This window comes from Streptomyces sp. MCA2 (genome assembly GCF_023544705.1).
Taxonomy (GTDB): Bacteria; Actinomycetota; Actinomycetes; order Streptomycetales; family Streptomycetaceae; genus Streptomyces; species Streptomyces decoyicus.
Map to the genome: position 1 here is coordinate 100,431 of NZ_JAMJFM010000025.1, position 22,747 is coordinate 123,177.

Here is a 22,747-nt window from a genome sequence, read left to right on the forward strand (position 1 = left end):
ACCCGTGGTTGTGGCTTCCCGGGCGCTGCGGTTGTTTGCCAGCTGACCTGCCGCTGGCTTTGATGTATCCGGTCAACGCGGGGTTGTTGAAGCGCGACGGTGAGGCGACGAGGGGGAGTACTGGGGATGGGGGCCAGACGGTCGCTGGGGCGGCAGTTCGGATGGCTGTGGGCGGCGTACACGGTCAGCACGTTCGGCACACGGCTCGCGTTCGACGCGTTCCCCTTGATCGCGATCCTTGTCCTGCACGCCGGGCCGACCGAGGTGTCGGTGCTGGCGGCCGCGGGGCTGGCGGTGGGGGCGGCAGTGGCGGTGCCGCTCGGCCCGTGGGTGGAGTTCCGCCGCAAGCGACCCGTGATGGTCGCGATGGACCTGATCCGGTGCGCGGCGTTGTTGAGCGTCCCCGCCGCGTTCGCGCTCGGCCGGCTCAGCTTCGTCCAGCTCCTGTTCGTGTCGGTCATCGTCGTCGCGGCCGACATCACCTTCAACGCGGCCGGCGGCGCCAGCCTGAAGGCACTCGTCAAACCGCAGGACCTGCTCGTCGCGAACGGGCGGTTCGAGGCCACCAACTGGACCGCCACCGTGCTCGGACCGCCGCTCGGCGGGGCCGCGATCGGGCTGTTCGGTCCGGTGGTCACGGTGGTGGCCGATGCGGTCAGCTACCTGCTCTCGGCAGTGGGGATCCGGGCGATCGGCGGCAGGGAGCCGCACCCCGCCCGCACCGACACACGGCCACGCCTCCGGGCCGGCGACCTGCTCGACGGGTGGCGGTACATCCTGACCCACCCGACGCTGCGCCCGCTGTTCTACAACACGCTCCTGGTCAACAGCTTGATCATGGCGTCCGCGCCGCTGCTCGCCGTCCTCATGGTCGGGCACCTCGGATTCGCACCCTGGCAGTACGCCCTCGCCTTCGCGGTGCCCTGCCTCGGTGGCCTGATCGGCTCACGGCTGGCCCGCCGACTGGTCGCGCGCTTCGGGCAGCGCAGGGTCATGCTCACCTTCGGGGCGCTGCGCGCGTGCTGGTCCCTCGGGCTGGCCTTCATCCGCCCCGGCGCTGCCGGGCTCGTGCTCGTGATGACCGTCGAGCTCGGACTGATCACCTGCATGGGCGTGTTCAACCCGGTGTTCAGCACCTGCCGACTCGGCCTGACGGAGTCGGACCGCGTCACCCGCACCCTGTCCGCATGGTCGGTGACCGGCAAAGTCACCACCGCGATCGTGACCGGACTATGGGGCCTGCTGGCCGGCATCACCAGCCCCCGCACCGCGATCGCCCTCGCCGGTCTCCTGCTCCTGACCACCCCGCTCCTGCTTCCCCGACGCGACCCCACGCCGCAACACGAGCGAGAACTGGCCCCGGGCTGCACATGACACACCGCAGCGGGTGAAGGCCCTTCTGGCCATCGCCAGTGGTGACGGAGCGCCGTGGCCGGCGGGTTTCGCCCACCACGGCGCTCACACCGCCCTCGCTCAGGGAGGAGGCGGCGTTGGTGGGTCAGGCAGGCCCGGGTGCCGTGCGATGGTCAACCATGCAGTCCGGTCCCGGGCTCATGATGGTTTCGTGGCCATTTTCCGCCCTCACCCGGAAGGGCGGCGTCCCGTTCGGGCCGAGAACCTCGACGATCTCAACGACTCGATCGTGCTTGCCCACGACTCGACCGTGCATCACGAGGCGGTCCCCTTTGGAGGCGTGCATCGTTGCGTCCCTCTCTGCCGTTTGCGACACCGCTGAACGTTCCGGCGTCACCCGATGTCGCAGAGCGTAATGGTTCGCGTACGCAATGGAGGTACCACTCGCGGTCGGCAGCGGCCCCGGCTCGGGTGGGGACCTTCCCGGGCCGAAGGGTTCCGCACGCATCAGGTCTGTCTGCTTACTCGGACGAGCCCCTGAACTGCTCGGTCACCGTGCGGTTCCTCAGTCACCGAAAAGTGCGTTCTTCCATGTCAGCAGCCTCTTCCCTACGGTTCTCCAGTAACCACAGGAGACCGAGGGCGTCTTGGTCCGATGCAAGCGAGCCCACGGGCTCTCATGACAAGGAGGCAGCCGGCATGGCCATCACCCTGGTGAACCCCAGCGGATTGCCGGAAATCAGCGCCTACCACCAGGTGTCGATCGCGACCGGATCGAAGCTGGTCTTCCTCGCCGGGCAGGTCGCCTGGGATGCCGAGGGAGCCACGGTCGGCGAAGGTGACCTCGCCGCTCAGGTCGAGCAGTGCTACCTCAACATCGGCACCGCCCTGGCCGAGGTCGGCGGGTCCTTCGACGACGTGGCGAAAATTACCGTCTACGTCGTCGACTGGACCCCCGACAAGATGCCCCTGTTCCTGGAAGGGGTCGCCCGGGCGGCCGCGAAGGTGGGGGCGACCCCCGTACCGCCGGGCACGCTGCTGGGCGTCGCGGCACTGGACGTCCCCGAGCACCTGGTGGAGGTCGAAGCCACCGCGATCCTCGACTGAACAGGTGCTGTCCGCACTGGACTTGTACGTCACCGCTGGGATATATGCGTTGACGGGGGAGCCTCCGGACCGTTTCATCGAAGTCGGTTGTCCACTCCGTCAGGAAGGTGCCCATGGGCACTCGCAAGATGCACGCCGGCGAGGCGGATATCGACACGTCGTTGGTGCGCGCGCTGCTCGGCGCGCAGTTCCCGCACTGGGCGGAACTTCCCATCGCTCGGGTCGAGTCCGCCGGCACTTCCAACGCCATGTTCCGACTCGGTGAGGACCTGGTCGCGCGCCTTCCCCGCATCGCCGGAGCCGTCGGCGACGTGGCGAAGGAGCACCAGTGGCTGTCCCGGCTCGCCCCGCACCTTCCGGTCGCCATCCCCCTACCGCTCGGCAAGGGAGCGCCGGGGGAGACCTATCCCTGGCACTGGTCCGTCTACCGCTGGATCCATGGTGAGACCCCGACCGCCGGGCGCTTGGCCGAACCCGGTCTGCTTGCCGGGGACCTGGCTAAGTTCATCGCCGCACTTCACCGGGTCGATCCGACGGACGGGCCCCCGTCCTATCGCAGCGAAGCGCTGGCGACACGAGATGCGGGGACACGCGACGCGATCGCGAGAGTGCGCGAAATCGTCGACGCCGACGCGGCCACCGCCGCCTGGGATGCCGCCCTGCGTGCCCCGGCGTGGTCCGGCCCGCCCGTCTGGATCCACGCGGATCTGCAACCCGGCAATCTGCTGACCGTCCGTGGACGGCTCAGCGCCGTCATCGACTTCGGCTGCCTGGGGCTGGGCGACCCCGCCGTCGACCTGATCGCGGCGTGGTACCTGCTGCCGGCCGGCGCGCGCGGGATCCTCCGCGCAGGTGCGCAGGCGGATGATGCGAGCTGGGCGAGGGGGCGTGGCTGGGCGCTGTCGATCGCGCTCGACGAACTCTGGTACTACCGGGATACGAACCCGGTCATGGCGGGCATCGCGCGGTACGTCATCGATCAAGTCCTCACCGATCACCAGCACGCCGGGTGAGACGGCCGCGCTCCACCTGGGCCAGCGTCATCATCTGGCCTGGACCCACCCGGCCGATGCCATCGCCACCCCACCCCTCTTGCCGCCCCGCCCCCTCTCGCCACCCCACCCCTTCTTGTTGAACTCGAAAAGGGCGAGGTACCCCCAACGGGTATAGGTTTTTGGGCGTGGGCCGCAGGAACGGACCACACTGGACGGGAAGGGGGATGACGGTCATGGATTACGCCGCACATCACACCGGCACCGCTCACGACCACGCCGTGCACGAGACGCACCCCGACCAGGGCGGGCGCCGGTCAGGCGCAGCGACCTGGGGCGCCGCCGCCAAGGCGACGCTGCACTGCCTGACCGGATGCGCCATCGGCGAGATCCTCGGCATGGTCATCGGCACCGCCCTGATGTGGGGCAACGTGGCGACCATGATCCTGGCGATCGCCCTGGCCTTCGTCTTCGGCTACTCCTTCACCCTGTTCGCGGTGCGCAAGGCCGGCCTGGACCTCAAGAGCGCCGTCAAGGTGGCGCTGGCGGCCGACACCGTCTCCATCGTGGTGATGGAGCTCGTCGACAACGGCATCATCGCCCTGGTCCCCGGCGCCATGGACGCGCACCTTTCCGACACCTTGTTCTGGACGTCGCTGTGGGGCGGGTTCGCCATCGCCTTTCTGCTCACGACCCCGGTCAACAAGTGGATGATCGGCCGCGGCAAGGGGCACGCCGTCGTCCACGCATACCACTGACCGAGACGAGACCCCGTGGCGTTCCTGCTCGCGGGCTGCCCGGAACTGACCACGCTCAAGCGCTCCCTGACTTGCTGTCAGCCAATTCAGGAAAGCTGGGTTGAAAACCTGACCTGTGAAAGCTAGCTTTCACATCATGGTGGACGAACTGAATGTGAACGCGGTTGGTTCGGCGCTTCAGATGAGTCTCGGTCTGTTCGTGCGACGGCTTCGCCAGCCGGTCCAGGGCGAGCTCACGCTTCCTGAGGTGTCGGTCCTCTCGCGCCTGGAGCGGGCCGGGTCGGCCACGACGAGCGAACTGGCCAGAGCCGAGCAGATCACGCCGCAGGCAATGGGGATGACGCTCGCCGGGCTCGAAGAACGCGGCTTGGTGGAGCGCCGCCCCGATCCCACCGACGGTCGGCGGGTGGCCATGTCGATGACCAAGGCCGGGCAGCGGGCGCTGCGGGACAGGCGCAGCGCCCGGGCCGAGCAGCTGGCGGAGGCACTCGTCGCCGGCGGGTTCACCCGCGCCGAGCTGGAGACCCTGATGGCGGCGGCGCCGCTGATCGAACGGCTCGGCGAGAGCCTGTGATGCCGACACCGCCCGGCACCTCACACACCACGAACGCGTTCTCCTGGCGGTTCGTGACGCCGCTGCTCACCGGATCGGCGATCAACGCGATCAACAGTTCGTTCATCGCGACCGCGTTGGTGCCGATCGCGGCTGCCGTCCATGTCTCCGTGGGTCGGACCGCGGTGCTGGTGTCGGCGCTGTACCTGGCCAGCGCGGTTGCCCAGCCGATGGGCGGGAAGCTGGCGGAGGAGTTCGGGCCGCGCCGGGTGTTCCTGGTCGGCGTCCTGATCGTCCTGGCAGGGGGGATCGTGGGCGGGGTGGGGCAGAATCTGACCGGCCTGGTCGTGTCCCGGGTACTGATCGGGGTGGGCAGCTCCGCCGTCTACCCTTCGGCGATGCTGCTCATCCGCCGCCGGGCAGCGGCGGCCGGGCTGGACGCGCCGCCCGGCGGTGTGCTCGGCAGCTTGATGATCGCCGGTGCTGCCACGTCCGCCCTCGGCCTTCCGCTCGGCGGCGTGCTGGTGGACGTCTGGGGCTGGCGGACCACGTTCCTCATCAACCTCCCCTTCGCGCTTCTGGCCCTGGCCATGGCGTTCTTCTGGATTCCTTCCGACCTGCCGGTCGAGGGGCCGCGAACGCTTCGGGAGGTCGCGGCACGCCTCGACATGGCGGGCATCGTCGGCTTCGGCGGGGCGATGGCAGCCCTGTTGGTGTTCCTGATGGGACTGCCGCGCCCCGACTGGATCGCGCTCGGCCTGGCCGTCGTGGCCGGTAAACGGGGCTCGTGTGGTGGGAGCTGCGGGCGAGCCGTCCGTTCTTCGACGTACGCCTGCTGGGCACGAACCTGGCGCTCACCCGCACCTATCTGCGCTTCGCCTTGGCGGGGCTGTGTGTCTACACCGTCCTCTACGGCCTCACCCAGTGGCTCCAGGCCGGCCGGGGCATGTCCTCCGAGAAGGCCGGGTTGCTCCTGCTGCCCATGAGCGCGCTCTCCGCCCTGCTCGTCCGGCCGATCTCACAACGGAACCTGGTCCGTATGCCGCTTGTCGTCGCGGCCGTGTCCTGTCTGGCGGCTTCGGCCGGGGTGTGCGCGCTCAACACGAGCACCCCGATCGCCTGGATCGTGGTCATCACCCTGCTCTTCGGCGTCACCCTGGGCACGACCATCAGCGCCAACCAGACGGCCCTGTATACCCAGGTCACCGCCGACCAGATCGGTACCGCCGCGGGACTGTTCCGAACTTTCGGCTTCCTCGGCTCGATCGCCTCGTCCGCGCTGATCTCCGTCGTGTTCCACACTCAGGTCAACGATCACCGCCTGCATGTGATTGCCCTGATCATGGTCCTCGTCAGTGTCCTGGGGCTGATCATCGTGGTCACGGACCGCAAGATCATGACCCGGGTTCCGGTGCGCCCAGATGACCCAGCTCCGGTACGACGGGACGACCCGCCGGCCGGGCATCGACGCCGGCCCGACCGCGAAGGGGACACGCCCACGGGTTCGGATCGTGACACCGATCCTCGACGCGCCGGGGCCGGTACTCAGATCTCCGGCAGCCGGCAACGACCAGGCGGGGGTAGGAGTTTGTGACCGGCAGCTCAACTGCGAGGCTGCGCCGCGGTGTTCGTGTGGCTGTGGCTATGGCCGGACGGGGTGGCCGGGGTGGCTGGGGAAAGGGGGCAGGCTGTCGGGTGCGACCGAAGGTCCACTCCCTGCGGAGAGCCTCCGGCCCCATCGCACCGCGTACGTCGACGAGGACGAGGAGGGGTAGGGGAGGAGGGGGGCTGATCCGCGCAGGCCCCGTGCCTTCCCAGCAGCGGAGAGACCGTGATGATGATGGGTCAGGCAGCCTTGGTCCGCGTCGCGGTGGCCACGAGGGTGGTGTAGCGCATCGTGAAACTGCCTCCGAACGCGTCGATGGCGGCGCCGATGCCCGCCAGCACCTCCGCCAACTCGGCCGACGGTTGCTGGGTGTGAAGGCCGGTAGTGGGCAGCTGGTCCAGCCACTCGTCCCGGGTGTAGGACCGTTCCCAGTCGAACCGCCACTGCTCCGGCTCGCCGAACGCGCCCACCTCCCGGATCCCGTCGGCTGCCCTGGTGCACAGCGCGGAGTACCCGTCCACGACGGTCGTGGATTCGCGGGAAGCGGTCGAGTCGGGCATCACCCGGCGGTAGACCTCGGAGAACGCTTCGGCCACGTCGGGCGACGGGTGGCCCGCGTTCCAGAACACCGCGAGCCGGCCGCCGGGCCGCAGCGCCTCGGCCGCCTTCGCCGCGCCCGCGACCGGGTCCACCCAGTGCCAGGTCTGCCCGGCGACTACGGCATCGAATACCCGGTCGGCAGGGTCCCAGGCCTCGAACGCCGCCACCTCGACCCGGAGCCCGCGCTCTTTCGCCCATGCGGCCATCCGCGCGTCGACCTCGACTCCGAGCACCTTGCAGCCGACCGCCTGGAACTGCCGGGCCGCTATGCCGGTCCCGATGCCTACGTCGAGGACGTCGGTCCCGGGGATTTCGGCGACGATCCGCTCCACCATGGCGTCGGGGTAGCGGGGCCTGGCCCGGTCGTAGCGTGCGGGGTCCGAGCCGAACGATTCCGCTAAGTGTCGGGCTCGAGGGGGTTCGAGTTCGGAGAGGCGTGCTCGCTCCGGAGGTAAGGTGGGCATGTGCCCACTATTAGTGGGCACATGCCCACTCGTCAACCGGGTGGGGCCGAGCAAGGAATGGAGGAACGCACAGTGCCGACGGGTGTGGCCATCCACGACGCGCGCGACCAGCTGTTCGACGCCGCGGAGCGCGTCCTGCTCCGGGACGGGCCGAGCGCGCTGACCAGCCGGGCGGTCACCACCGAGGCAGGCTGCGCCAAAGGGGTCCTGCACCGGCACTTCGCCGACTTTGACGCCTTCCTCGCCGAGCTCGTGCTGGACCGCATCGCCCAACTCGACGCCCAGGCCGCGGCGTTGCGAAAATCCGCCGGGACCGGCACGGTCACCGACAACCTGACCAGCGCGCTGACGGACCTCTTCGGGTCGGTCGCGGTGGCGATCGTCGGCCTCGTCACTTCCCGTGATGGCCTGCGCGCCAGGCTGCGCCAGGCCAGGCCGACCGGCATCCCGATCCTGACGGACGCCGCGGTCATGATCGCCTCCTACCTCACCACCGAGCGTGAGCTGGGCCGCGTCGCGGCCGATGCCGACGTCGACACGCTCGCACCCACGCTGATCGGCGCCGGGCACCTGCTGTTCGCCGACCGGACAGGCACCCCGCCGGAGGCTGGAGCCATCCGCAAGGTCGTGAGCACGGTCATCGCCGGCGCCGTGCAAGAACCGCTGCGATGAACGGCCGCGGCAAGCCCGGACCCGGACAATCGGAACCGGTGCGCGAAAGAACTCAGACCGGGCCCGGACAGGCCCAACTGCCCCGGCCCGTGGTCTGCCTGGCGCAGAAGGCCGGGCGAGAACGGAGGCGAGCTGCCTCGTGGCTTCGGCGTCCGGGGCGTCCGGGGCGTCCGGGGCGTCCAGGGCGTCATTGTGACGTCCGCTCGAACCACAGCCGACAAGTGTGCGCCGACATCGTCGCCTGGCCTGCAAGCCGGCCCGCCCGCCTACGACTCGGGAAGTGCGCCCGCCCCACGGCTGCTCTTCGCTCTCCCGGCCGGCTGCGGCCTGGAAGGCTCACCGACCGCGCCGCCCTCCGCGTCCAGACGACTACTGCTCGCGAGGCATCCATCGCTGCCCTGCCGACGCCCTTCCCGCCCGAGACCAAGGGCCGGCAGTTTGCCCGAGAGCGCCAGCTCAGTCTGTTCCTGTGACACCGACAGCCCCGTCACCTCATACAACAGCGCCAGACCGCCATACCGCTGCCAGGGGGCACCTGGGTCGACGAACAGACCGGCCCGCTGCATCTGCTCCACCAGACGGTCCGGATCCGCAGCCTGACCCTGTTCCGCCCGGTCCTGCGGAGTCATGGTGTCGAAGCCGGTGATCCGCGTCCCGTCCTGCCAGTACCCGACGTTCCCCATCCCGCCGACCTCGGAGGAGAAGATCACTTCGGTTCCCCGGGCTGCGTGTTCCAGCCGCTCGGGAATGCTGCCCCAGCAACTGGCCGGTTCCAGTACGAACGCCCAGCCGTTGGCCTCGCCGGCTCGCGCCGCCCCCCAGGACCAGTAGTTCTCCCCTGCCGCCCACAGGAATTCGTTCGCCTCGTCGTCATCCCGCGGCGTGAACGTCTCCGCCGGGTCTGCGCCGAGGCGCAGCAGTAACTCATGCCCAGTCAACCCCTTGGCCAGAGTGAGGCAGTGAGTCTCATATGCGTCAGCGATCCAGGCCAGCGGATTCATGTCCGTCATCAAAGTCTCCGTTTCGAATGTCGAGGCTCCAGCCCACCGGCTTCCGCGCCCCGCCCAGGCAGCCGGTCCTCCCACCAACTGCCCCACTCCCCGGGACACCCCGAAAACAGGTCTCCCGAGCCCGGGTTGGAGCACTTTGCTCGAACCGGGCCCCGCATCGCAGCTCTCCTGGTTCAGGTGGGAGCAAAACCGCATCACGGCTCCAGCGCCAACTTGCGACCTCTCTTCGGCGCTTCCGTGAGAACTGTTCCTGTATCGCTTCCGGCTTCTCGCCCGTCACGCAAGGCGTCGGCCAGGAGCTGTTCGACCTCCTCCCAGTCGCCCGTTTCGCGCAGAGCGGGGCGGAGGGCGATCAGCAACTCCCGGGCCAGATCGGCCGCGAGAGTCTGGTGACCGCTGTGGGGATGGAGGGCCGGGCCCCTGATGCCGTGGCGGGCCGCGGTCCACAGGGCTGCTGCCAGCAGCTGGTCGTCGTGGCGACTGCGGTGTTGATGGGTGGTGGGGTCGTTCAGGGCGGTGTGGACCAGCGCCCGCGACAGGCCGGCTTGGAGTACGGCTCCGTCCACGGTGGGACTGACGTCGGCGACCCGGATTTCGACGGTGGGCAGGCGGCGGGAGGGGCGGGCCAACCAGTAGGCGTTGGCCCCGGCGGGTAGCACGCCGCCCCGGTGCAGGGCGGCGAAGGTGTCCTCGTAATGGTCGACGGAGGTGAAGTGGGGTGGCATCTGTGTGGTCGGCCAACGGGAGAGAGCGATGGTGCGCCAACTCGCGTAGCCGGTGTCGATGCCGTTGTGGAAGGCGGAGTTGGCCGAGAGCGCGAGCAGCGTCGGGAGCCAAGGACGCAGGTGGTTGTTGGAGATGACCGCCTGGTCCTTGTCCAGCGTGCCGACATGGACGTGGCAGCCGCAGGTCTCCGTCTCGGCGACCAGGTGCCCGTACATCTGATGCATGCACTCGTAGTGCTCGGACGGCGAGACATGTCTGGGTGCGGCGGGGGAGGGGCGAACCCCCAGGGCCAGGAGGCGAACGCCTTCTTCTCGGGCCGCTTGAGCGAGGCGGCTTCGGGCGCCGGTCAGCTGGCGGCGCACCTGGGCGAGGCTGGTGCAGATGCCGGTGGCGGATTCGAGCATTGATGTCAGCAGTTCGCCGTGCAGAGTGCTGCCGTCGCCCGGGTTGGGCAGCTTCGCGGCGTGGGCCAGAACGGCGTCGGCGCATGGGGCCGGCTGGCCGGTGTCCTCGCGGACGAGCTGGAACTCCTCTTCGACCCCCAGCGTCAAGGAGATGCCCCGAGGAGGAGGGCGGGAGGCCGACAGCCCCGCGTCGCTCATCACTCGACTGTCCCCCTGTCTCCCTTTCCCTTGCCCCCTCTCCCTCTGCTGATCGGGGTCCGCGGACGGCAACGCGCTGTCAGCCCCTCGGACGGACGCCTCACCGCGCCTGCTCGTCTGCCGCATGCCTTGCCGATGCCTCATGCAGCCCCCACTCGCCCGCCGGACAGACGGCTACGATGCGCAGCCTCACGAAGGCATGACGCTACGACGACTGGGTGCCTGCACGGGAGCAGGATTCCGGACGTCACGATCACACATTCCGCCAAACCGTCATGGCGCGTCGAGGCCGGTGCGTGTCGGCAGGCTCGGATACTCCCGTGTGCGGAATAGCCCCTGGCTGATCAGCCGTGTGCAGAGTCACCGATGGTGACTGGTAACTGATGACTGGCGGCAGGACCGGATCGGCAGCGCACTTCGGGGTGAGCATCCGACAGTGCTCCAGGGGCTGGAGGCCGGGTTCGCGGTGATCGGGGACGTTCAGTTCCTGCCGGGATACGCGGTGCTGCTGGTGGATGACCCTGCTGTGCAGCGACTGTCGGAGCTCTCCCGCAGAAAACTTGCACGCGTGCCGCCCTCCGGATGATGAGGTGGCACGATGACCAACCACAATGAGGCGGCGGCCGTCCCACCGTTGACACTGGCTTGGGTGAGCCGGCACCTGGAGGCCGGCGAACGGATCGTCAGGACCGAGGCGCTGCACGGCGGCATCACTGCCGAAATGCGGAGGCTGACCATCCGCACGCGGGACGGAGGCACCCGTGACCTGGTGCTGCGGGGCTTCGTCGACCCGTTCTATGCGGGACACGCCGAGGACTTGCTGAGCAGGGAGGCCGGCGCCCTGACCCTGCTCCCGGGGACCGGCGTGCCGGCTCCTGGACTGGTCGCGGTTGATCCGACCGCCGCGCATTGCGAGTATCCCTCGCTCCTGATGACACATCTGGCAGGCCGGACGGTCCTCGACGATGAGGGATTGGAGACACGCGTCCCTCTGCTCGCCCGTCAACTCGTGGCGATCCACGCGTTGCGACCCGCCGAGCGGCCCCGGGAGTATGTGGCGTTGACGACCGCCGACACCGTCGTGACTCCGAAGGGCGCCGACGCGGCGACATGGGCCGCGGCGATCGACGTGATCCGCCGGCCCGCGCCGCCCTATGAAGGGCGATTCCTGCACCGGGACTTCCAACCCGGCAACGTGCTGTTCGACGTGCCGCCCCCAAGGCCGGCAGGTGCCCGGATCACCGGCGTCGTCGACTGGGCAGCGACCTCCTGGGGCCCGGCGGATCTCGATGTGGCGCACTGCTCCACCAATCTCGCGCTGCTGCACGGCCCGGCGTGGGGTCTGCGGTTCGCCGAGGCGTATGAGGAGGCCGGCGGGGTGCTGGCCACGGCCGCGAGCGAGCGGCTGTACTGGCAGGTGCGGGACGCACTGGCGAGTTCAGAGGAAGTGCAGTTGGTGGCGCAGCTATGGCGGGAGGCAGGAAGGACAGAGCTGACGACGCGAGCCGTGGAGGAGCGGTTGGATACCTATGTCACCGCCCTGATGGACGCGCTGGGCTGAGCCAAGGGGCGATCCGGCCGTAGTTGCCGATAGCCGGCGGCGGGTGGTGGGAAGCGCTGTGTCGGCGACGCGCCCCACATCCGCGGCGCCGTCCGTTGGCCGTGGGGCCCCGAGCAAGAGTGCCTGGGCTCGGAACGGCACAAGGGCCCCGCCTTCATGAGGCGGGGCCCTTGTATATGGAGCGCCCGGCAGGCCTTGCACCTACATTTCCCGCCGGCTGGCGGGCGTCTTTCCTTGGACCACAGACGCGTGACTCCGTGCGGTGTGCCGGAGTTACGTCATGATCATACAGGACCTGCGGGCCAGTGCGTTGCCCGCACCAAGGGCGTCGACCACAGCGCCGCCTTGGCATCATCACGAACTCGTCGGCCCCTGCCGCAATACCGTGAATCGCTGATCCAACAGATCAACGCACTCATGCAGACTCGGCGTCGGCAGACCGGCATGCTCACGCATCACAGCAAGGGCATGCACGTTCCGCCCGGCCGAAACGAGGCTGTCCACCAATGCGTGCACCTCGACCGAGAGCCGGTCCCACAGAGCGTTCTCCATGCCCGCATTGAACCCCACGGGCCACCCTCGAGAGCAACGGTCATCATCCGCTTGAACCACTGCCTTGCCAAACACCCCACCAGGACAAATCGTTCGCTAAGTCCGCCTCCACCCCCAAGGCAGACGGTGAAACGATTCGCCGGGTGAACGGTGCGGCGTTCGACCACCAGGGAGGGGCGGCATGGCCATTCTTGGGCGGGTATCCAACTCATCAGGAAGAACGCGCTCTTTCCAGCGCTTCCTCCCCTGGCCAAGGAGTTCTCCCTTGCGTGTTCGTCGAATGGTGACCAGCGCCCTCGGTTCCGCTGCCCTCATCCTGACCCCCCTGGGCGCGGTGACCGCTGCCGCGAGCCCCGCGGCTGCCGACCCGTGCGGCTTTTACAAGACTGGCTCCGACGCCTTCTACAACCACTGCACCTCCGACCGTTCGCGGGTCGTCATCAAAGTCGAGGTCGCTCGGGCGCCCGACTACGAGTGGTGCGTCGGGCCGGGCAGGACGTGGCTGGGCTCTGCCCACAAGATTCAGGGCGCCCACTACACGGGCCGCACCTGCTGACGAGCCGTCGTTCTGAAGGACGGGATGGAGCGCGCCGTCGTAGTGCCTGTCGACGTGCCTGTCGACTGGGACAGGCACTACGACCAGCGTGTTCTGCGCAGCGTCGCCCACCGGGAAGGGAGGACGGCGGCGCAGGCCGCGCAGGGCTGGGGCCTCGTGCCCCACTTCCGTTCCTGACTCCAGGACGTTGCCCTGGTCCACACGGTCGGTCCTGGGCTTGAAACTGCCGTAGCGGCAGCTTCTACCGTACTGACCAGGGCCGGAGAGACCGGCCCGGTGATGCATTCGTGAGGGAGGCGGCGATGGCCTGGCCGACCGCGGAGGTCGCCCGGATGTCGGGCGTGACGGCCCGTACGCTGCGGCACTACGACGAGATCGGCCTGCTACCGCCGGCCCGGATCGGCAGCAACGGCCACCGCTACTACGAGGAAGCCCAGTTGCTGCAATTGCAGCAGATCCTTGTGCTGCGGGCGCTGGACGTGGGGCTGCCCGAGATCAGCCGGATCCTGGCCGCACAGGTCGACGAGCTGGAGGCCCTGCGCGGCCACCACCGGCGGCTGCTCGCGGAGCGGGACCGGCTTGATGTCCTGGCCGGCACCGTCTCCCGCACGATCACCGAACTGGAGCGATCCAGGATGGAAGGTAGACCCATGACGAGCATCAACCGCCCGGAGAACCTGTTCGAGGGCGTCCGGCCCGCCCAGTACATGGAGAGCCTGCGGGACTTCCCGGAACTGGCCGGGGCCATCGAGCGGCGCACCTCGACGATGAGCGAGGCCGAGATCGAGGCCGGGCACCGCGAGCGCACGGCACAGATGATCCGGCTGGGCGAGCTGCTGGCCGCCGGTACGCCCGCCGACGCCGAAGCGGTGCAGGCCGAGGTCGATGCCCAGTACCGGGCGCTGGTCGAGCTCCGAGCGGTCTCCGCCGAGGAGTATCGCGCGATCGGGCGTTCCTGTGTGGAAAACGAGCCGTGGCGCGCTGTGTACGAAGCGATCGCGCCGGGCCTGGCCGAATACCAGCGGGATGCCATCGAGGCGTACGCCACGACCCGGCTGAGCTGAGCCGGACCGGGCCGCAACCGGGGAACGAGCGCGCGGTGGCGGCCCTCTCCGGATCGGCGCCTTTGCCGGTTCCGTCGCCAGGCCTTTCGTTGTCAGACGATCCGCTGCCCGGCGGCCGGGGACGCCTCCGGGAGTGCTTCCGTGCACGCCTCTGACAGTGCTTCCGCGCACGCCTCCCCGGAACCATCCCTCTGCGTACGTCGCCAAGCATGCCGGCTGTGAACTCCCCTGCAAACGCGCTCGGTTCGCGACGTGGCCCCCGCTCCCAACCGCCGGGGCCACCCGAAACATGTGGCTTCGCTCCTCAAGATCGGCATAGTCTCGACCGGACTGCTTCAGAAGCAGATCCGACATTCGCGGTGGCACTCCGGCCCCGGATCGCAGAGGAACGGTGGGCGCGTTGAAGATCGTGGTAGATGACCTCTCCGGGCCAGAGATCGCCAGGTTTCTCGCCGAACATGTCGAGCAGATGCGGTCCCTCACCCCCTTGGAGAGCAAGCATGCTCTCGACCTCGATAGTCTTCGGAAGCCCGACATCACGTTCTGGTCGGCCTTGGACGGTGACAGCCTGGTGGGCTGTGGTGCGATCAAGAGGCTGGACGCGGGCCACGCGGAACTGAAGTCGATGCGTACCAGGCCGAGGCGGCAGAGAAGCGGCATCGCCTCGCAGTTGCTGGAGCACATCCTCAGCGAAGCCAAAGCCATGGGACTTACGCGGCTGAGCCTGGAGACCGGCTCGGCCGAGTTCTTCCTGCCCGCCCGAAGGCTGTACGAGAAGCTCGGCTTCCAGCTCTGTGACCCGTTCGCTGACTACCAGCCCAACCCGAACAGTACGTTCATGACCAAGATCCTCTGAACGCTCTGAGCGCTCTGAATCCTCCGAAGGCTCACGCAGGCTGTATTCATCTGTTCCGCTGAGGGCCATCGGATTAATAGCCTGACTGGAGAATCGGTGGCCCCTACTCTGAGCCGGTGACGACGACCTACGTACTCGACGGCAACCGGATTCTCACGCTGGAGGACTTCTGGCGAGAGATCGGAGAGGCAGTCAACGGGCCTGGCGGTTACTTCGGCAAGAGCCTGGATGCCTTCAGCGACTGCCTCCGTGGTGGCTTCGGCACCCCTGAGGAGGACGATTTCAAGGTGGAATGGCATGGCCACGATCGCTCTCGCCAAGCCCTGGGACACGCGGAGACGGCCCGCCAGCTGGAGACGCAACTCGGGCGCTGTCACTTCACGAATCGTGATCGGATTGCCGAGGAGCTCGCTGCCGCGAGGAGCGGGCGAGGGGGAACGGTCTTCGACTGGCTGATCGAGATCTTCGAGGATGAAACCCCAGGGAAGCTCGTCCTGTGTTGATCACGAATCATCTGTCAGCGCGTCCGACCATGCATGGTGCGGGCAGCCAACCGGTGACACATGGCACCAGGCGATGCCGAGCAGTTCCAGGCGAGGTCATCGATGTGCCGGAAGCCGGCCGCCGGGAGCGGGGCTGACGCCGCCATCGATGCGGTCTGCGCGTCTGTAATCGCCGCGGTGTTGTCACCCACTGTCGCCGTATTGGCAGCCGCCTTCAACGAGCTCGGACCGCTCCCACGGCGTGCGATGCGGCATCGCCTGCGCTGGACGGCACGGTCCTGAACCCGCGGGAGGGCAGGAGCCTTACCCCGTGGTGCAGCGCCGCCCTTCACTACGACAAAGCCAAACGGCGAAGTCGAACGAAGCCACAGGAAGAAGCCACACGAAGAACAGGAACGAAGAACAGGAAGAAGCGGAGGCCTGCTTCGCGCCCGCCTCGGCGACCCGCTGCCCAGAGAGTGGTCGCGGCCACCGCACGAGCCGGATCAGCGGATCTGCGGGGGGGGGAGAGAGAGGAAAGGGTCTTCATCGCCGTTGCCGTTCTCCTCTCCTCCGCCGTCCGTGTCCTCGGTTCACAGGAACCGGGCCGCGATCTTTTGGGGAGTGAGGTAGACGGTGATCAGCTCCGGGAGGGTGGCGGACGACTCCGGGTGGTGTTCGGCGTAGATCTTGCCGGTGTACTTGACGGCGAGTTCGTCCATCCGCTCCCGGCTGCCCACGCTCTCGAACCGGGCCGTGCCGCTGATCACCGCGTACCCGTACGGCTCGTCGGGAGGGTTGACCGTCACGCTCAGCCGTGGATCACGCCGGAGGTTGCGGACTTTGAGCTTGTCGATGCCGGTCACGAAGAACAGGTCGTTCCCGTCGCGCCCCACCCAGACCACTGACTGGTGCGGGCTGCCGTCGGGCTGAAGGGTTGCCACGGTGACGAAGACCCTGGAATCGAGGGCGTCTTTCAACTTGTCGGACATGTGGGCGGGGTTCATGCGTGGCTCCTGGGACGAGTGCAGGGATGAGTAAAAGGGCGTGACGGAGACGCGCCGACCCTGCGTCCAGGCACGGTCGGACCGGGGCACGGGGCGGCTCAAGTGACACGCTTGTGTGACACTTGATTGCTGATCAGCAACAGTCATGTGATGTCTATTGGTCCATCATTCTCATTCCTGCGTATGCTCCGGTCACGATGAGAGCTGACGCGGCACGCAACCTGGACGCGGTCCTACAGACCGGAGCACGCCTTCTCGCGCTAGACCCCGGCACGAGCGTCGCGGCGATCGCGGAGGCGGCGGGTGTCGACCGACGGACCGTCTACCGTCGCTTCAAGACCCGCGAGGCACTGATGGCCGGCGTCCACGTGGCCAAGCTCGATGCCTGCGAGAAGGTCTTCGCCCAGGCCCGGCTGGACGAGGCTCCCGTGGCCGTGGCGCTGCACCGGTATGCGGAGGGCATCATCACCGTCAGCAGACAGTGGCCGGTGGACTTGCAGCAGGTGCAGGGCGAAGCGGCCGCCGCCCGCCTCCGCCGGCTGTTCGAGCAACTCGACGCCTTCATGCTCCGCGCCGTCCATGAAGGTTCCGTCCGGCCCGGTCTTCCGGACCGCTGGGCGCGCTCCCTGCTCGTCCATCTCACGAACATCGCGGCGCACGAGATGCCGGAGCTGACGCCTGCCCAAGGGGCCGACATGGTGGCCCAGTCTCTGTTCACCGGACTCGGTTCCACCTGACGCGGCATCAAGGGTCTGTGCTGAGTCAGTGGTCTGAGCCTGGGAGTCTGGTCGTTTTGCCACCCAGGCCAGGTGCGCTGCTCAGACGACCAGCTCGCCGATGCCCAGCATGTTCCCCTCGCTGTCCCGGAACCAGGCGCCGCGTTCACCCCGTGCACCCTTGCTCGGGTAGTTCCCGTCGATCTCGGCGATCCCGCCCCTCGTGCGGAACCCGGGTACGTCGACCTCCTCGAACACCACGCCACGCCGTTTGAGTTCCGACACGACTGTCTCGATGTCGTCGACTTCCCATGCCATCTGAGTGAAGGTACCGGGCGAGGCTCCCGTCGATCGGAACACGACGAAGTCCACGCCTCCGCACCGATAGAGCAGCCCTCCGGGCCGTTCGTCGACGGGCTCCAAACCGAGCTGTTCAGAGTAGAAACGCCGTGCCCGGTCCAGGTCCTGGGCCGGAAGTCTGGTCGCTACGTGTGCTCCTGCCAGAAGGTCCCTGTCATCTGCATTCATGGCCCCCACTCTGCCGTGAGCGGTGGCTGGAGTGGTGGAGGCAAGATGCTTGGTGACGGCGCAATGAGATCAGTGGGAAACATCTACCGAATTCGGACGGGCCACGGAGATGACGGTAGCGGTGGCAGCGACAGAATTCGACGCGGACGCGGAGGCGGACGCGAACCAGGCCACGATGACACCGGCATGGGTTTCCCCCACGGCCCTCACGGCCCCGACGGCAAGGTCATCATCCGCTGTCCCTATGGGGACCAACGGCGTCGAGGTGGTCCTGGTCCCTGGCCCAGGCAACGCGCCTGTGATTCCTGCTGTCCCTACCGCTGCACCAATTGCTCGCCGACGCCTTCGAGTTCGCACAGGTAGTCCCGACGGCCTCAGCCCCGGCTCCGCTTCCCACGAGGCGCTCCCGCCGATGGCGCGAAGGCCGACTACAAGCGATGGGGATGTCAGTCGGCCTAACCATCACCGGTGCGTCGCCGAGGCCTAGTTCGCGGAGTGGGGCTCCGGGTGCCGGCTCGTCGATTGTCACGCTGAGAGCTGCCCGGCGTCGGAGGTATGGCTCAGAGGTATGGCCAGGAATTAAATGCTTAGCCCACCTGGCCCCAGCGTTGACGCTGGTCAACAGTGACTGTAGCCCGCCGTGCTTCCATCTCGTCATGGAGGTGCTGACGTGATGGCCGGAGACCGACAGCAAGACAGCTACCCGCATGTAGGTACGCCGCGACGGCGCGTACTGGCCGCGGCCGCTCTGACTCCGTTGCTGGCCGGGGCGCCGACTCCCGCTCGCGCTCTCGCCACTGGGGCGGAGGAGGTGAAGAGTCGCAAGCTGGTCGAGCCGGTTACCACTGCCCTGTCGGACTGGGAGAAGGTGGCCAAAGCGCTGGGCCGAAAAGGCGATATGAAGCGGAAAATGATGTACCACACGGCCCTCCCGCGCCGTGACCTCCGTGTGCGCTCCCGTCGTGTCATCGTCAAACCGGCGCTCGCCCTCGGCTCGCACGTCTCCTTCGTCCGCTACGCCGACAAGAGCACGATGGTGATGGGCGATGTGGTGGTCACCGAGCACGAACTCCAGCCCTTCACCGACGTCCTGCAAGAACATGAGATCGCGCAGACCGCGATCCATAAGCACCTCCTTTCCCAGAGTCCTCACATCTGGTGGGTCCACATCCATGCCCACGGCCACCATCCAGTGGCGGTGGCCCGCGGTCTGCGCGCAGCGTTCGACCGCACCGGCACCCCGCCCCCGCGCCCGCTGGTCCAAGCACAGCGCGTCGACCTGGACACTGCGGGCATCGATGCGGCGCTCGGCGTCAAGGGCTCCACCGACGAAGGCATCTACAAGTGCGTCTTCGTCCGTCGCGAGACCATCACCGACGGCCACCTGGTACTGCCCCCGGGCCTGGGATCGACCAGCGCGTTCAACTTCCAGCCGCTGGGCGGCGGCCGGGCCGCAATCAGTGGTGACTGCGCCATGATCGCCAAGGAAGTCCAAGACGTACTGGTGGCTCTGCGGTGTGCCGACGCCGAGCTCGTCGAGCTGCACAACCACGGCTTGACGGACGAACCCCGCCTGTTCTTCATCCACTTCTGGGCCGTTGGCGACGGTGTCAAGCTTGCCCGGGCTCTGCGCCCCGCCGTGGACGCCACCAACGTCGTACCGGTCGGCTGACCACCAGACAGGCGACGGGCACGGGCTCAACCGTCGGATGCCACCTGAGGCCCCATCTCACTCGGCCCTGCTCACACTCGGTCCTGCTCACTCGATCCTGTTCGCTGCTCGACGCTCGGTGGTTGACGCTGTGACCTGGACGGACACAACGGCTAGTGAGATGGACTCGGGTCGGTGTGTCACCAGTGACGAACGTTGGCTCCCGGCTTCACTTCCTCAGGGTTGTCTCACTCGACGTCGCCGCTGAGTGAGACGGCCGCGTGGCTGCTGTCCAACAGGAAGCTCACCGACTCGCGGAGGTCCGCAGGCTCGCCGTAGTGCACGCCAACCATCCCGAGCGCAACTGCGGCTTCGACGTTCTCCAGCCGGTCATCCACGAAGAGGCACCGATCAAGGGCGACACCTGCCCGTTCGGCCGCCACTTCGTAGATCTCCCGGTCCGGCTTGGCCACCCCCAGCCGGGCGCTGCTGACGACATGACCGGAGAAATCCGCCAGCCCCAACGACGCCAAGTCGCTCTCGAGCTCCAGGGTTGCGTTCGTTACCAGGACCACAGGCATGTGTGCCCGTACCTGCCGAAGCAGGGTCACCACTACCTTGTCGGCCCAGAAGGGCGCCGCGGCAAGTGCCGTACCCAGCTCACGCGCCTGCACCACCGGCACCTGCCCCGCGAGGCCGAGCACGATGGACTCCACCCATTGCTGCTGAGTGATCTTGCCGAGAAGCAGGGGCAGATCTACCTCCGGTGCATAGGCCACCTTCATGGTCGTGCCTGGTGCCAGCCCGGCGACACGCTCCAGTCCTGCCAGCTGCGTCATGTCATAGAAACGGATCACGTTGTCGAGGTCGCACAACACCGCATCGAAGGGCCTCTTGGAAGTCTGGGAAGTCGTCACTGCCCCTGGATAACACAGGGATCGGCAAGCAAGTTGTTGTCTTTTGTGGCCTTGTCCACGGCGTGCGAACTGGGAACGCAAGGTGGAAAGCCAGTGAGACGGAGCCCAGGCCGTTCCGTCGGGACTTGGCAGTCCATCAAGGTGCGGCGCATCGATTTTTTTGATGGAGCAGATCGGGCAGATCGAGTCTCCTTGGCCGCGGGCTGAAGACGCCGAGGCCGGTGAGGATGACCGTCGTTGTCACGCCGTGCAGCAGATCGTCGACGGGCTGGGGGCAGACGCCCCACCGCGTACGGGTCGTATGGGTGAGGAGGGGGGACGAGGCGGATCTTCCTCTCTTCCTCAATCGTTGAGAAGCCGCCATGCGGTGAGGGCAAGCCGGGCCCGGAGCAGGCCGGTGGGTTCGGTGAGGTCGATGCCCAGGATCTTTCCGGTCTGTTCGAGTCGGCGGGCGACGCTGCTGTGGTGCAGGTGGAGAAGGTCGGCTGCCCGGCGTAGGGAGCCGGTGGAGCAGTAGGTGTCCAGAGCTTCCAGTTCTCCTGGGTTGTCGGCGATGCGGGCGATCGCGGCGACGTCGGCGTTGTCTCGCGCGACGTCGTTGGGTATCTGTGCGAGCAGTGCCAATGCCCCCAGGCTGTCGTAGTGGACGACCGGCTGGCGTGGGGTGGTGAAGCGGAGGGCGGTGCGGGCTTCCCGCCAGGACCGATCGGGGCTTTCGGCGGCGCCGATGCCCGCGCGTACGGCACCTGTCGGAAAGCGGGCCTGATCGACGGTGGTGGCCAGGATGACGCCCACGTCGGCAAGCGGTGCCGCCTTCACCGGGCGGGCCGGGCAGATCAGACCGCCGACCTGGTCGAGCGGAAGCTGCGAACGTACGGCGACGACGTGGAGCGGCAGGTCGGCGGCGAAACCCAGCAGCCGTAGCGCCCGGGCGCGGGCCGCGTCGTCGCTGTCGGCGCTGATCGCCAGTTCGACGAGGGCGGGGTCGGCCATGGTGGTGCGGGCCGGACCGTACCGCTCGACGACCGCCGCGGCGGCTAGGGCGAGCCGGTCAAGGAGCAGCTCGTCGAGGTCGAGCGGGCCGGGCGGGCCGGGGCGCTCCAGCCACACCGTGCCGATTTCCTCCTCGTCGAGTGTGATCGGCGTGGTGGAGGACGCGGGCGGCGGCGAGGCGGGTGCCTCCCTGCCGTCGGGCGACATGCGGATCGTCCGTCCAGTGCCGTGGAGCCGGATCCCGGCCACGCACTCGGCCAGACCCGCCGAGGCCCGGGCGAGTGCTGGGAGATCCACCCGTCGGCGCATCAGTGTGTCGTAGAACATGATGACGCGGATCGCGCCTTCGACCTGCGAATCCAGCTGTGACAGCCGTAAGGCCAGTGCCTCCATGTCAGGAGGATAGGCGCCGATCGGCGCGTGATGGGGGTGGGATGCCCGACAGTTGGCGGATGCTCTCGGGGGCGCCCCTCCCTGAGGATGGCCGACATGGACCCTGAACTGGAAGCATTCATCCCCTTGTTCCCCCGTGCCGACCTGACCGACCCGGTCGCCGAACGCAAGAACTTCGCCGACTTGGCCGCCGCGGTGCCGGCGCCGGACACCGCAGGAATGGAGGTCGAGGACCGCACGGTGCCCGCCGAGTCTGACGTGCCGGTGCGGATCTACCGCCCGCACCAGGCGCAGGGTGCCATCGTCTGGTTGCACGGCGGCGGATTCGTCATGGGTGACGTGGACACCGAGCACCCGTGGGCCGCTCGGATCGCAGAAAGCTCAGACGTGGTGGTGATCTCGGTGGGCTACCGTCTGGCCCCCGAGCATCGGTTCCCGGCCGCCCTCGACGACGCCTACGCCGTACTGACCTGGACGGCCGAGCACGCAGCCGACCTCGGCATCGATCCAGGGCGGATCGCGGTCGGAGGCCACAGTGCCGGCGGGGGGCTCGCGGCCGCGGTGGCGTTGCGGGCGCGTGACCAGCAGGGGCCGTCGATCCGCTACCAGCTGCTCAACCAGCCGGGGCTCGACGACCGGCAGGAGACGTGGTCGGCGCGGCACTTCACCGACACGCCCTGGATGAATCGCGACAAGGTCACCGCCTCGTGGCGGCATTACCTGGGCGCTACGCCCGCCACGCCGTACGCCGCCCCGGCGCGGGCCACCGACCTGTCCGGCCTGCCACCCGCCTACATCGCCACCGCGGAGTTCTGTCCGAACCGCGACGAAGACATCACCTACGCGCTGCGCCTGTTGCAGGCCGGCGTCTCTGTCGAGCTGCACCAGTGGTCCGGCACGTTCCACGGGTCGCAGGCGATCCTGTCCGCCGAGGTGTCCCAGCGGCAGATCGCCGAACTCGCCGCAGTTCTGCGCCGTGCCTTGGCGGAGTGAGGCGGCCAGCGGTCGCGGTCGAGTCGGCGTGGTCG

The 22,747-nt window shown here is 68.1% G+C and carries 25 protein-coding genes and 1 pseudogene; 17 read left to right on the forward strand and 9 right to left on the reverse strand.

The genetic code is table 11. The features are described 5' to 3' along the window. The first annotated feature begins 126 nt into the window (after positions 1-126). Complete coding sequence (locus tag M8I34_RS21515) at positions 127-1,374, forward strand: MFS transporter (RefSeq protein WP_250051350.1); 1,248 nt, start codon at positions 127-129, stop codon at positions 1,372-1,374. 124 nt (positions 1,375-1,498) lie between these two features. Here M8I34_RS21515 and M8I34_RS21520 read toward each other — a convergent pair whose 3' ends face one another. Then, complete coding sequence (locus tag M8I34_RS21520; RefSeq protein ID WP_078889446.1) at positions 1,499-1,699, reverse strand: DUF1918 domain-containing protein; 201 nt, start codon at positions 1,697-1,699, stop codon at positions 1,499-1,501. Positions 1,700-2,052: 353 nt separating this feature from the next. On the opposite strand from M8I34_RS21520, the gene M8I34_RS21525 reads away from it, so the two are divergent. From M8I34_RS21525 to M8I34_RS21550, 6 genes are all read left to right on the forward strand, one after another. Next, a complete protein-coding gene (locus tag M8I34_RS21525; RefSeq protein ID WP_250051352.1) occupies positions 2,053-2,460 on the forward strand; it encodes a RidA family protein in 408 nt (135 codons plus the stop codon). 113 nt (positions 2,461-2,573) lie between these two features. After that, positions 2,574-3,473 carry an aminoglycoside phosphotransferase family protein gene (locus M8I34_RS21530; protein ID WP_250051354.1) on the forward strand — a complete coding sequence of 300 codons (900 nt, stop codon included), beginning with the start codon at positions 2,574-2,576 and terminating at the stop codon, positions 3,471-3,473. A 215-nt stretch (positions 3,474-3,688) separates the two neighbouring features. Further along, a complete protein-coding gene (locus tag M8I34_RS21535) occupies positions 3,689-4,210 on the forward strand; it encodes a DUF4396 domain-containing protein (RefSeq protein ID WP_250051356.1) in 522 nt (173 codons plus the stop codon). A 136-nt stretch (positions 4,211-4,346) separates the two neighbouring features. Next, entirely contained in the window at positions 4,347-4,784 is a 438-nt protein-coding gene (locus M8I34_RS21540) for a MarR family winged helix-turn-helix transcriptional regulator (protein WP_250051358.1), read from the forward strand. Further along, positions 4,784-5,749, forward strand: a complete 966-nt coding sequence (locus M8I34_RS21545; RefSeq protein ID WP_250051360.1) for an MFS transporter — start codon at positions 4,784-4,786, stop codon at positions 5,747-5,749. The genes M8I34_RS21540 and M8I34_RS21545 overlap by 1 nt, the downstream gene beginning before the upstream one ends. Beyond that, complete coding sequence (locus M8I34_RS21550; RefSeq protein ID WP_374210959.1) at positions 5,644-6,357, forward strand: MFS transporter; 714 nt, start codon at positions 5,644-5,646, stop codon at positions 6,355-6,357. Before M8I34_RS21545 ends, M8I34_RS21550 begins: the two co-directional genes overlap by 106 nt. Before the next feature lie 251 nt (positions 6,358-6,608). Here M8I34_RS21550 and M8I34_RS21555 read toward each other — a convergent pair whose 3' ends face one another. Beyond that, positions 6,609-7,433 (reverse strand): class I SAM-dependent methyltransferase, encoded by an 825-nt coding sequence (locus M8I34_RS21555; RefSeq protein ID WP_250051362.1) that lies wholly within the window; start codon positions 7,431-7,433, stop codon positions 6,609-6,611. 72 nt (positions 7,434-7,505) lie between these two features. On the opposite strand from M8I34_RS21555, the gene M8I34_RS21560 reads away from it, so the two are divergent. Then, positions 7,506-8,105 carry a TetR family transcriptional regulator gene (locus tag M8I34_RS21560; protein ID WP_250051429.1) on the forward strand — a complete coding sequence of 200 codons (600 nt, stop codon included), beginning with the start codon at positions 7,506-7,508 and terminating at the stop codon, positions 8,103-8,105. Positions 8,106-8,371: 266 nt separating this feature from the next. Here the strand turns inward: M8I34_RS21560 and M8I34_RS21565 are convergent, their stop codons facing one another. After that, on the reverse strand, positions 8,372-9,115 hold the full coding sequence (locus M8I34_RS21565; RefSeq protein WP_250051364.1) for a DUF6461 domain-containing protein: 744 nt from the start codon (positions 9,113-9,115) through the stop codon (positions 8,372-8,374). A 194-nt stretch (positions 9,116-9,309) separates the two neighbouring features. Continuing rightward, complete coding sequence (locus M8I34_RS21570; RefSeq protein ID WP_250051366.1) at positions 9,310-10,443, reverse strand: glutamate--cysteine ligase; 1,134 nt, start codon at positions 10,441-10,443, stop codon at positions 9,310-9,312. 373 nt (positions 10,444-10,816) lie between these two features. Between M8I34_RS21570 and M8I34_RS21575 the strand changes: the two are divergent. Beyond that, positions 10,817-11,002: pseudogene (locus M8I34_RS21575) on the forward strand (diadenosine tetraphosphate hydrolase); the annotation flags it as partial. 39 nt (positions 11,003-11,041) lie between these two features. Beyond that, positions 11,042-12,004 carry a phosphotransferase family protein gene (locus M8I34_RS21580; RefSeq protein WP_250051368.1) on the forward strand — a complete coding sequence of 321 codons (963 nt, stop codon included), beginning with the start codon at positions 11,042-11,044 and terminating at the stop codon, positions 12,002-12,004. A gap of 354 nt (positions 12,005-12,358) precedes the next feature. On the opposite strand, the gene M8I34_RS21585 is transcribed toward M8I34_RS21580, so the two are convergent. After that, entirely contained in the window at positions 12,359-12,556 is a 198-nt protein-coding gene (locus tag M8I34_RS21585; RefSeq protein ID WP_250051370.1) for a hypothetical protein, read from the reverse strand. A gap of 283 nt (positions 12,557-12,839) precedes the next feature. Between M8I34_RS21585 and M8I34_RS21590 the strand changes: the two genes are divergently transcribed. From M8I34_RS21590 to M8I34_RS21605, 4 genes are all read left to right on the forward strand, one after another. Continuing rightward, a complete protein-coding gene (locus M8I34_RS21590) occupies positions 12,840-13,112 on the forward strand; it encodes a DUF6355 family natural product biosynthesis protein (protein ID WP_374210960.1) in 273 nt (90 codons plus the stop codon). A 302-nt stretch (positions 13,113-13,414) separates the two neighbouring features. Further along, the gene (locus M8I34_RS21595; protein WP_250051374.1) at positions 13,415-14,176 is read left to right on the forward strand and encodes a MerR family transcriptional regulator; all 762 of its coding nucleotides are present in this window, start codon (positions 13,415-13,417) and stop codon (positions 14,174-14,176) included. Positions 14,177-14,576: 400 nt separating this feature from the next. Continuing rightward, positions 14,577-15,032, forward strand: a complete 456-nt coding sequence (locus M8I34_RS21600; RefSeq protein WP_250051430.1) for a GNAT family N-acetyltransferase — start codon at positions 14,577-14,579, stop codon at positions 15,030-15,032. A 116-nt stretch (positions 15,033-15,148) separates the two neighbouring features. Beyond that, entirely contained in the window at positions 15,149-15,535 is a 387-nt protein-coding gene (locus M8I34_RS21605; protein ID WP_250051376.1) for a barstar family protein, read from the forward strand. Positions 15,536-16,107: 572 nt separating this feature from the next. On the opposite strand, the gene M8I34_RS21610 is transcribed toward M8I34_RS21605, so the two are convergent. Then, entirely contained in the window at positions 16,108-16,521 is a 414-nt protein-coding gene (locus tag M8I34_RS21610) for a PPOX class F420-dependent oxidoreductase (protein ID WP_250051378.1), read from the reverse strand. 197 nt (positions 16,522-16,718) lie between these two features. Between M8I34_RS21610 and M8I34_RS21615 the strand changes: the two genes are divergently transcribed. Then, a complete protein-coding gene (locus tag M8I34_RS21615) occupies positions 16,719-17,258 on the forward strand; it encodes a TetR/AcrR family transcriptional regulator (protein ID WP_250051380.1) in 540 nt (179 codons plus the stop codon). 81 nt (positions 17,259-17,339) lie between these two features. Here the strand turns inward: M8I34_RS21615 and M8I34_RS21620 are convergent, their stop codons facing one another. Beyond that, complete coding sequence (locus tag M8I34_RS21620; protein ID WP_250051382.1) at positions 17,340-17,765, reverse strand: VOC family protein; 426 nt, start codon at positions 17,763-17,765, stop codon at positions 17,340-17,342. 811 nt (positions 17,766-18,576) lie between these two features. On the opposite strand from M8I34_RS21620, the gene M8I34_RS21625 reads away from it, so the two are divergent. Continuing rightward, a complete protein-coding gene (locus M8I34_RS21625; protein WP_250051384.1) occupies positions 18,577-19,437 on the forward strand; it encodes a DUF1259 domain-containing protein in 861 nt (286 codons plus the stop codon). A gap of 227 nt (positions 19,438-19,664) precedes the next feature. On the opposite strand, the gene M8I34_RS21630 is transcribed toward M8I34_RS21625, so the two are convergent. Together M8I34_RS21630 and M8I34_RS21635 are read right to left on the reverse strand one after the other, a co-directional pair. Further along, entirely contained in the window at positions 19,665-20,333 is a 669-nt protein-coding gene (locus tag M8I34_RS21630; RefSeq protein WP_250051386.1) for an HAD-IA family hydrolase, read from the reverse strand. 342 nt (positions 20,334-20,675) lie between these two features. Next, entirely contained in the window at positions 20,676-21,719 is a 1,044-nt protein-coding gene (locus M8I34_RS21635) for a CdaR family transcriptional regulator (protein ID WP_250051388.1), read from the reverse strand. A 96-nt stretch (positions 21,720-21,815) separates the two neighbouring features. On the opposite strand from M8I34_RS21635, the gene M8I34_RS21640 reads away from it, so the two are divergent. Next, positions 21,816-22,712 carry an alpha/beta hydrolase gene (locus M8I34_RS21640; RefSeq protein ID WP_250051390.1) on the forward strand — a complete coding sequence of 299 codons (897 nt, stop codon included), beginning with the start codon at positions 21,816-21,818 and terminating at the stop codon, positions 22,710-22,712. Positions 22,713-22,747 lie beyond the last annotated feature (35 nt).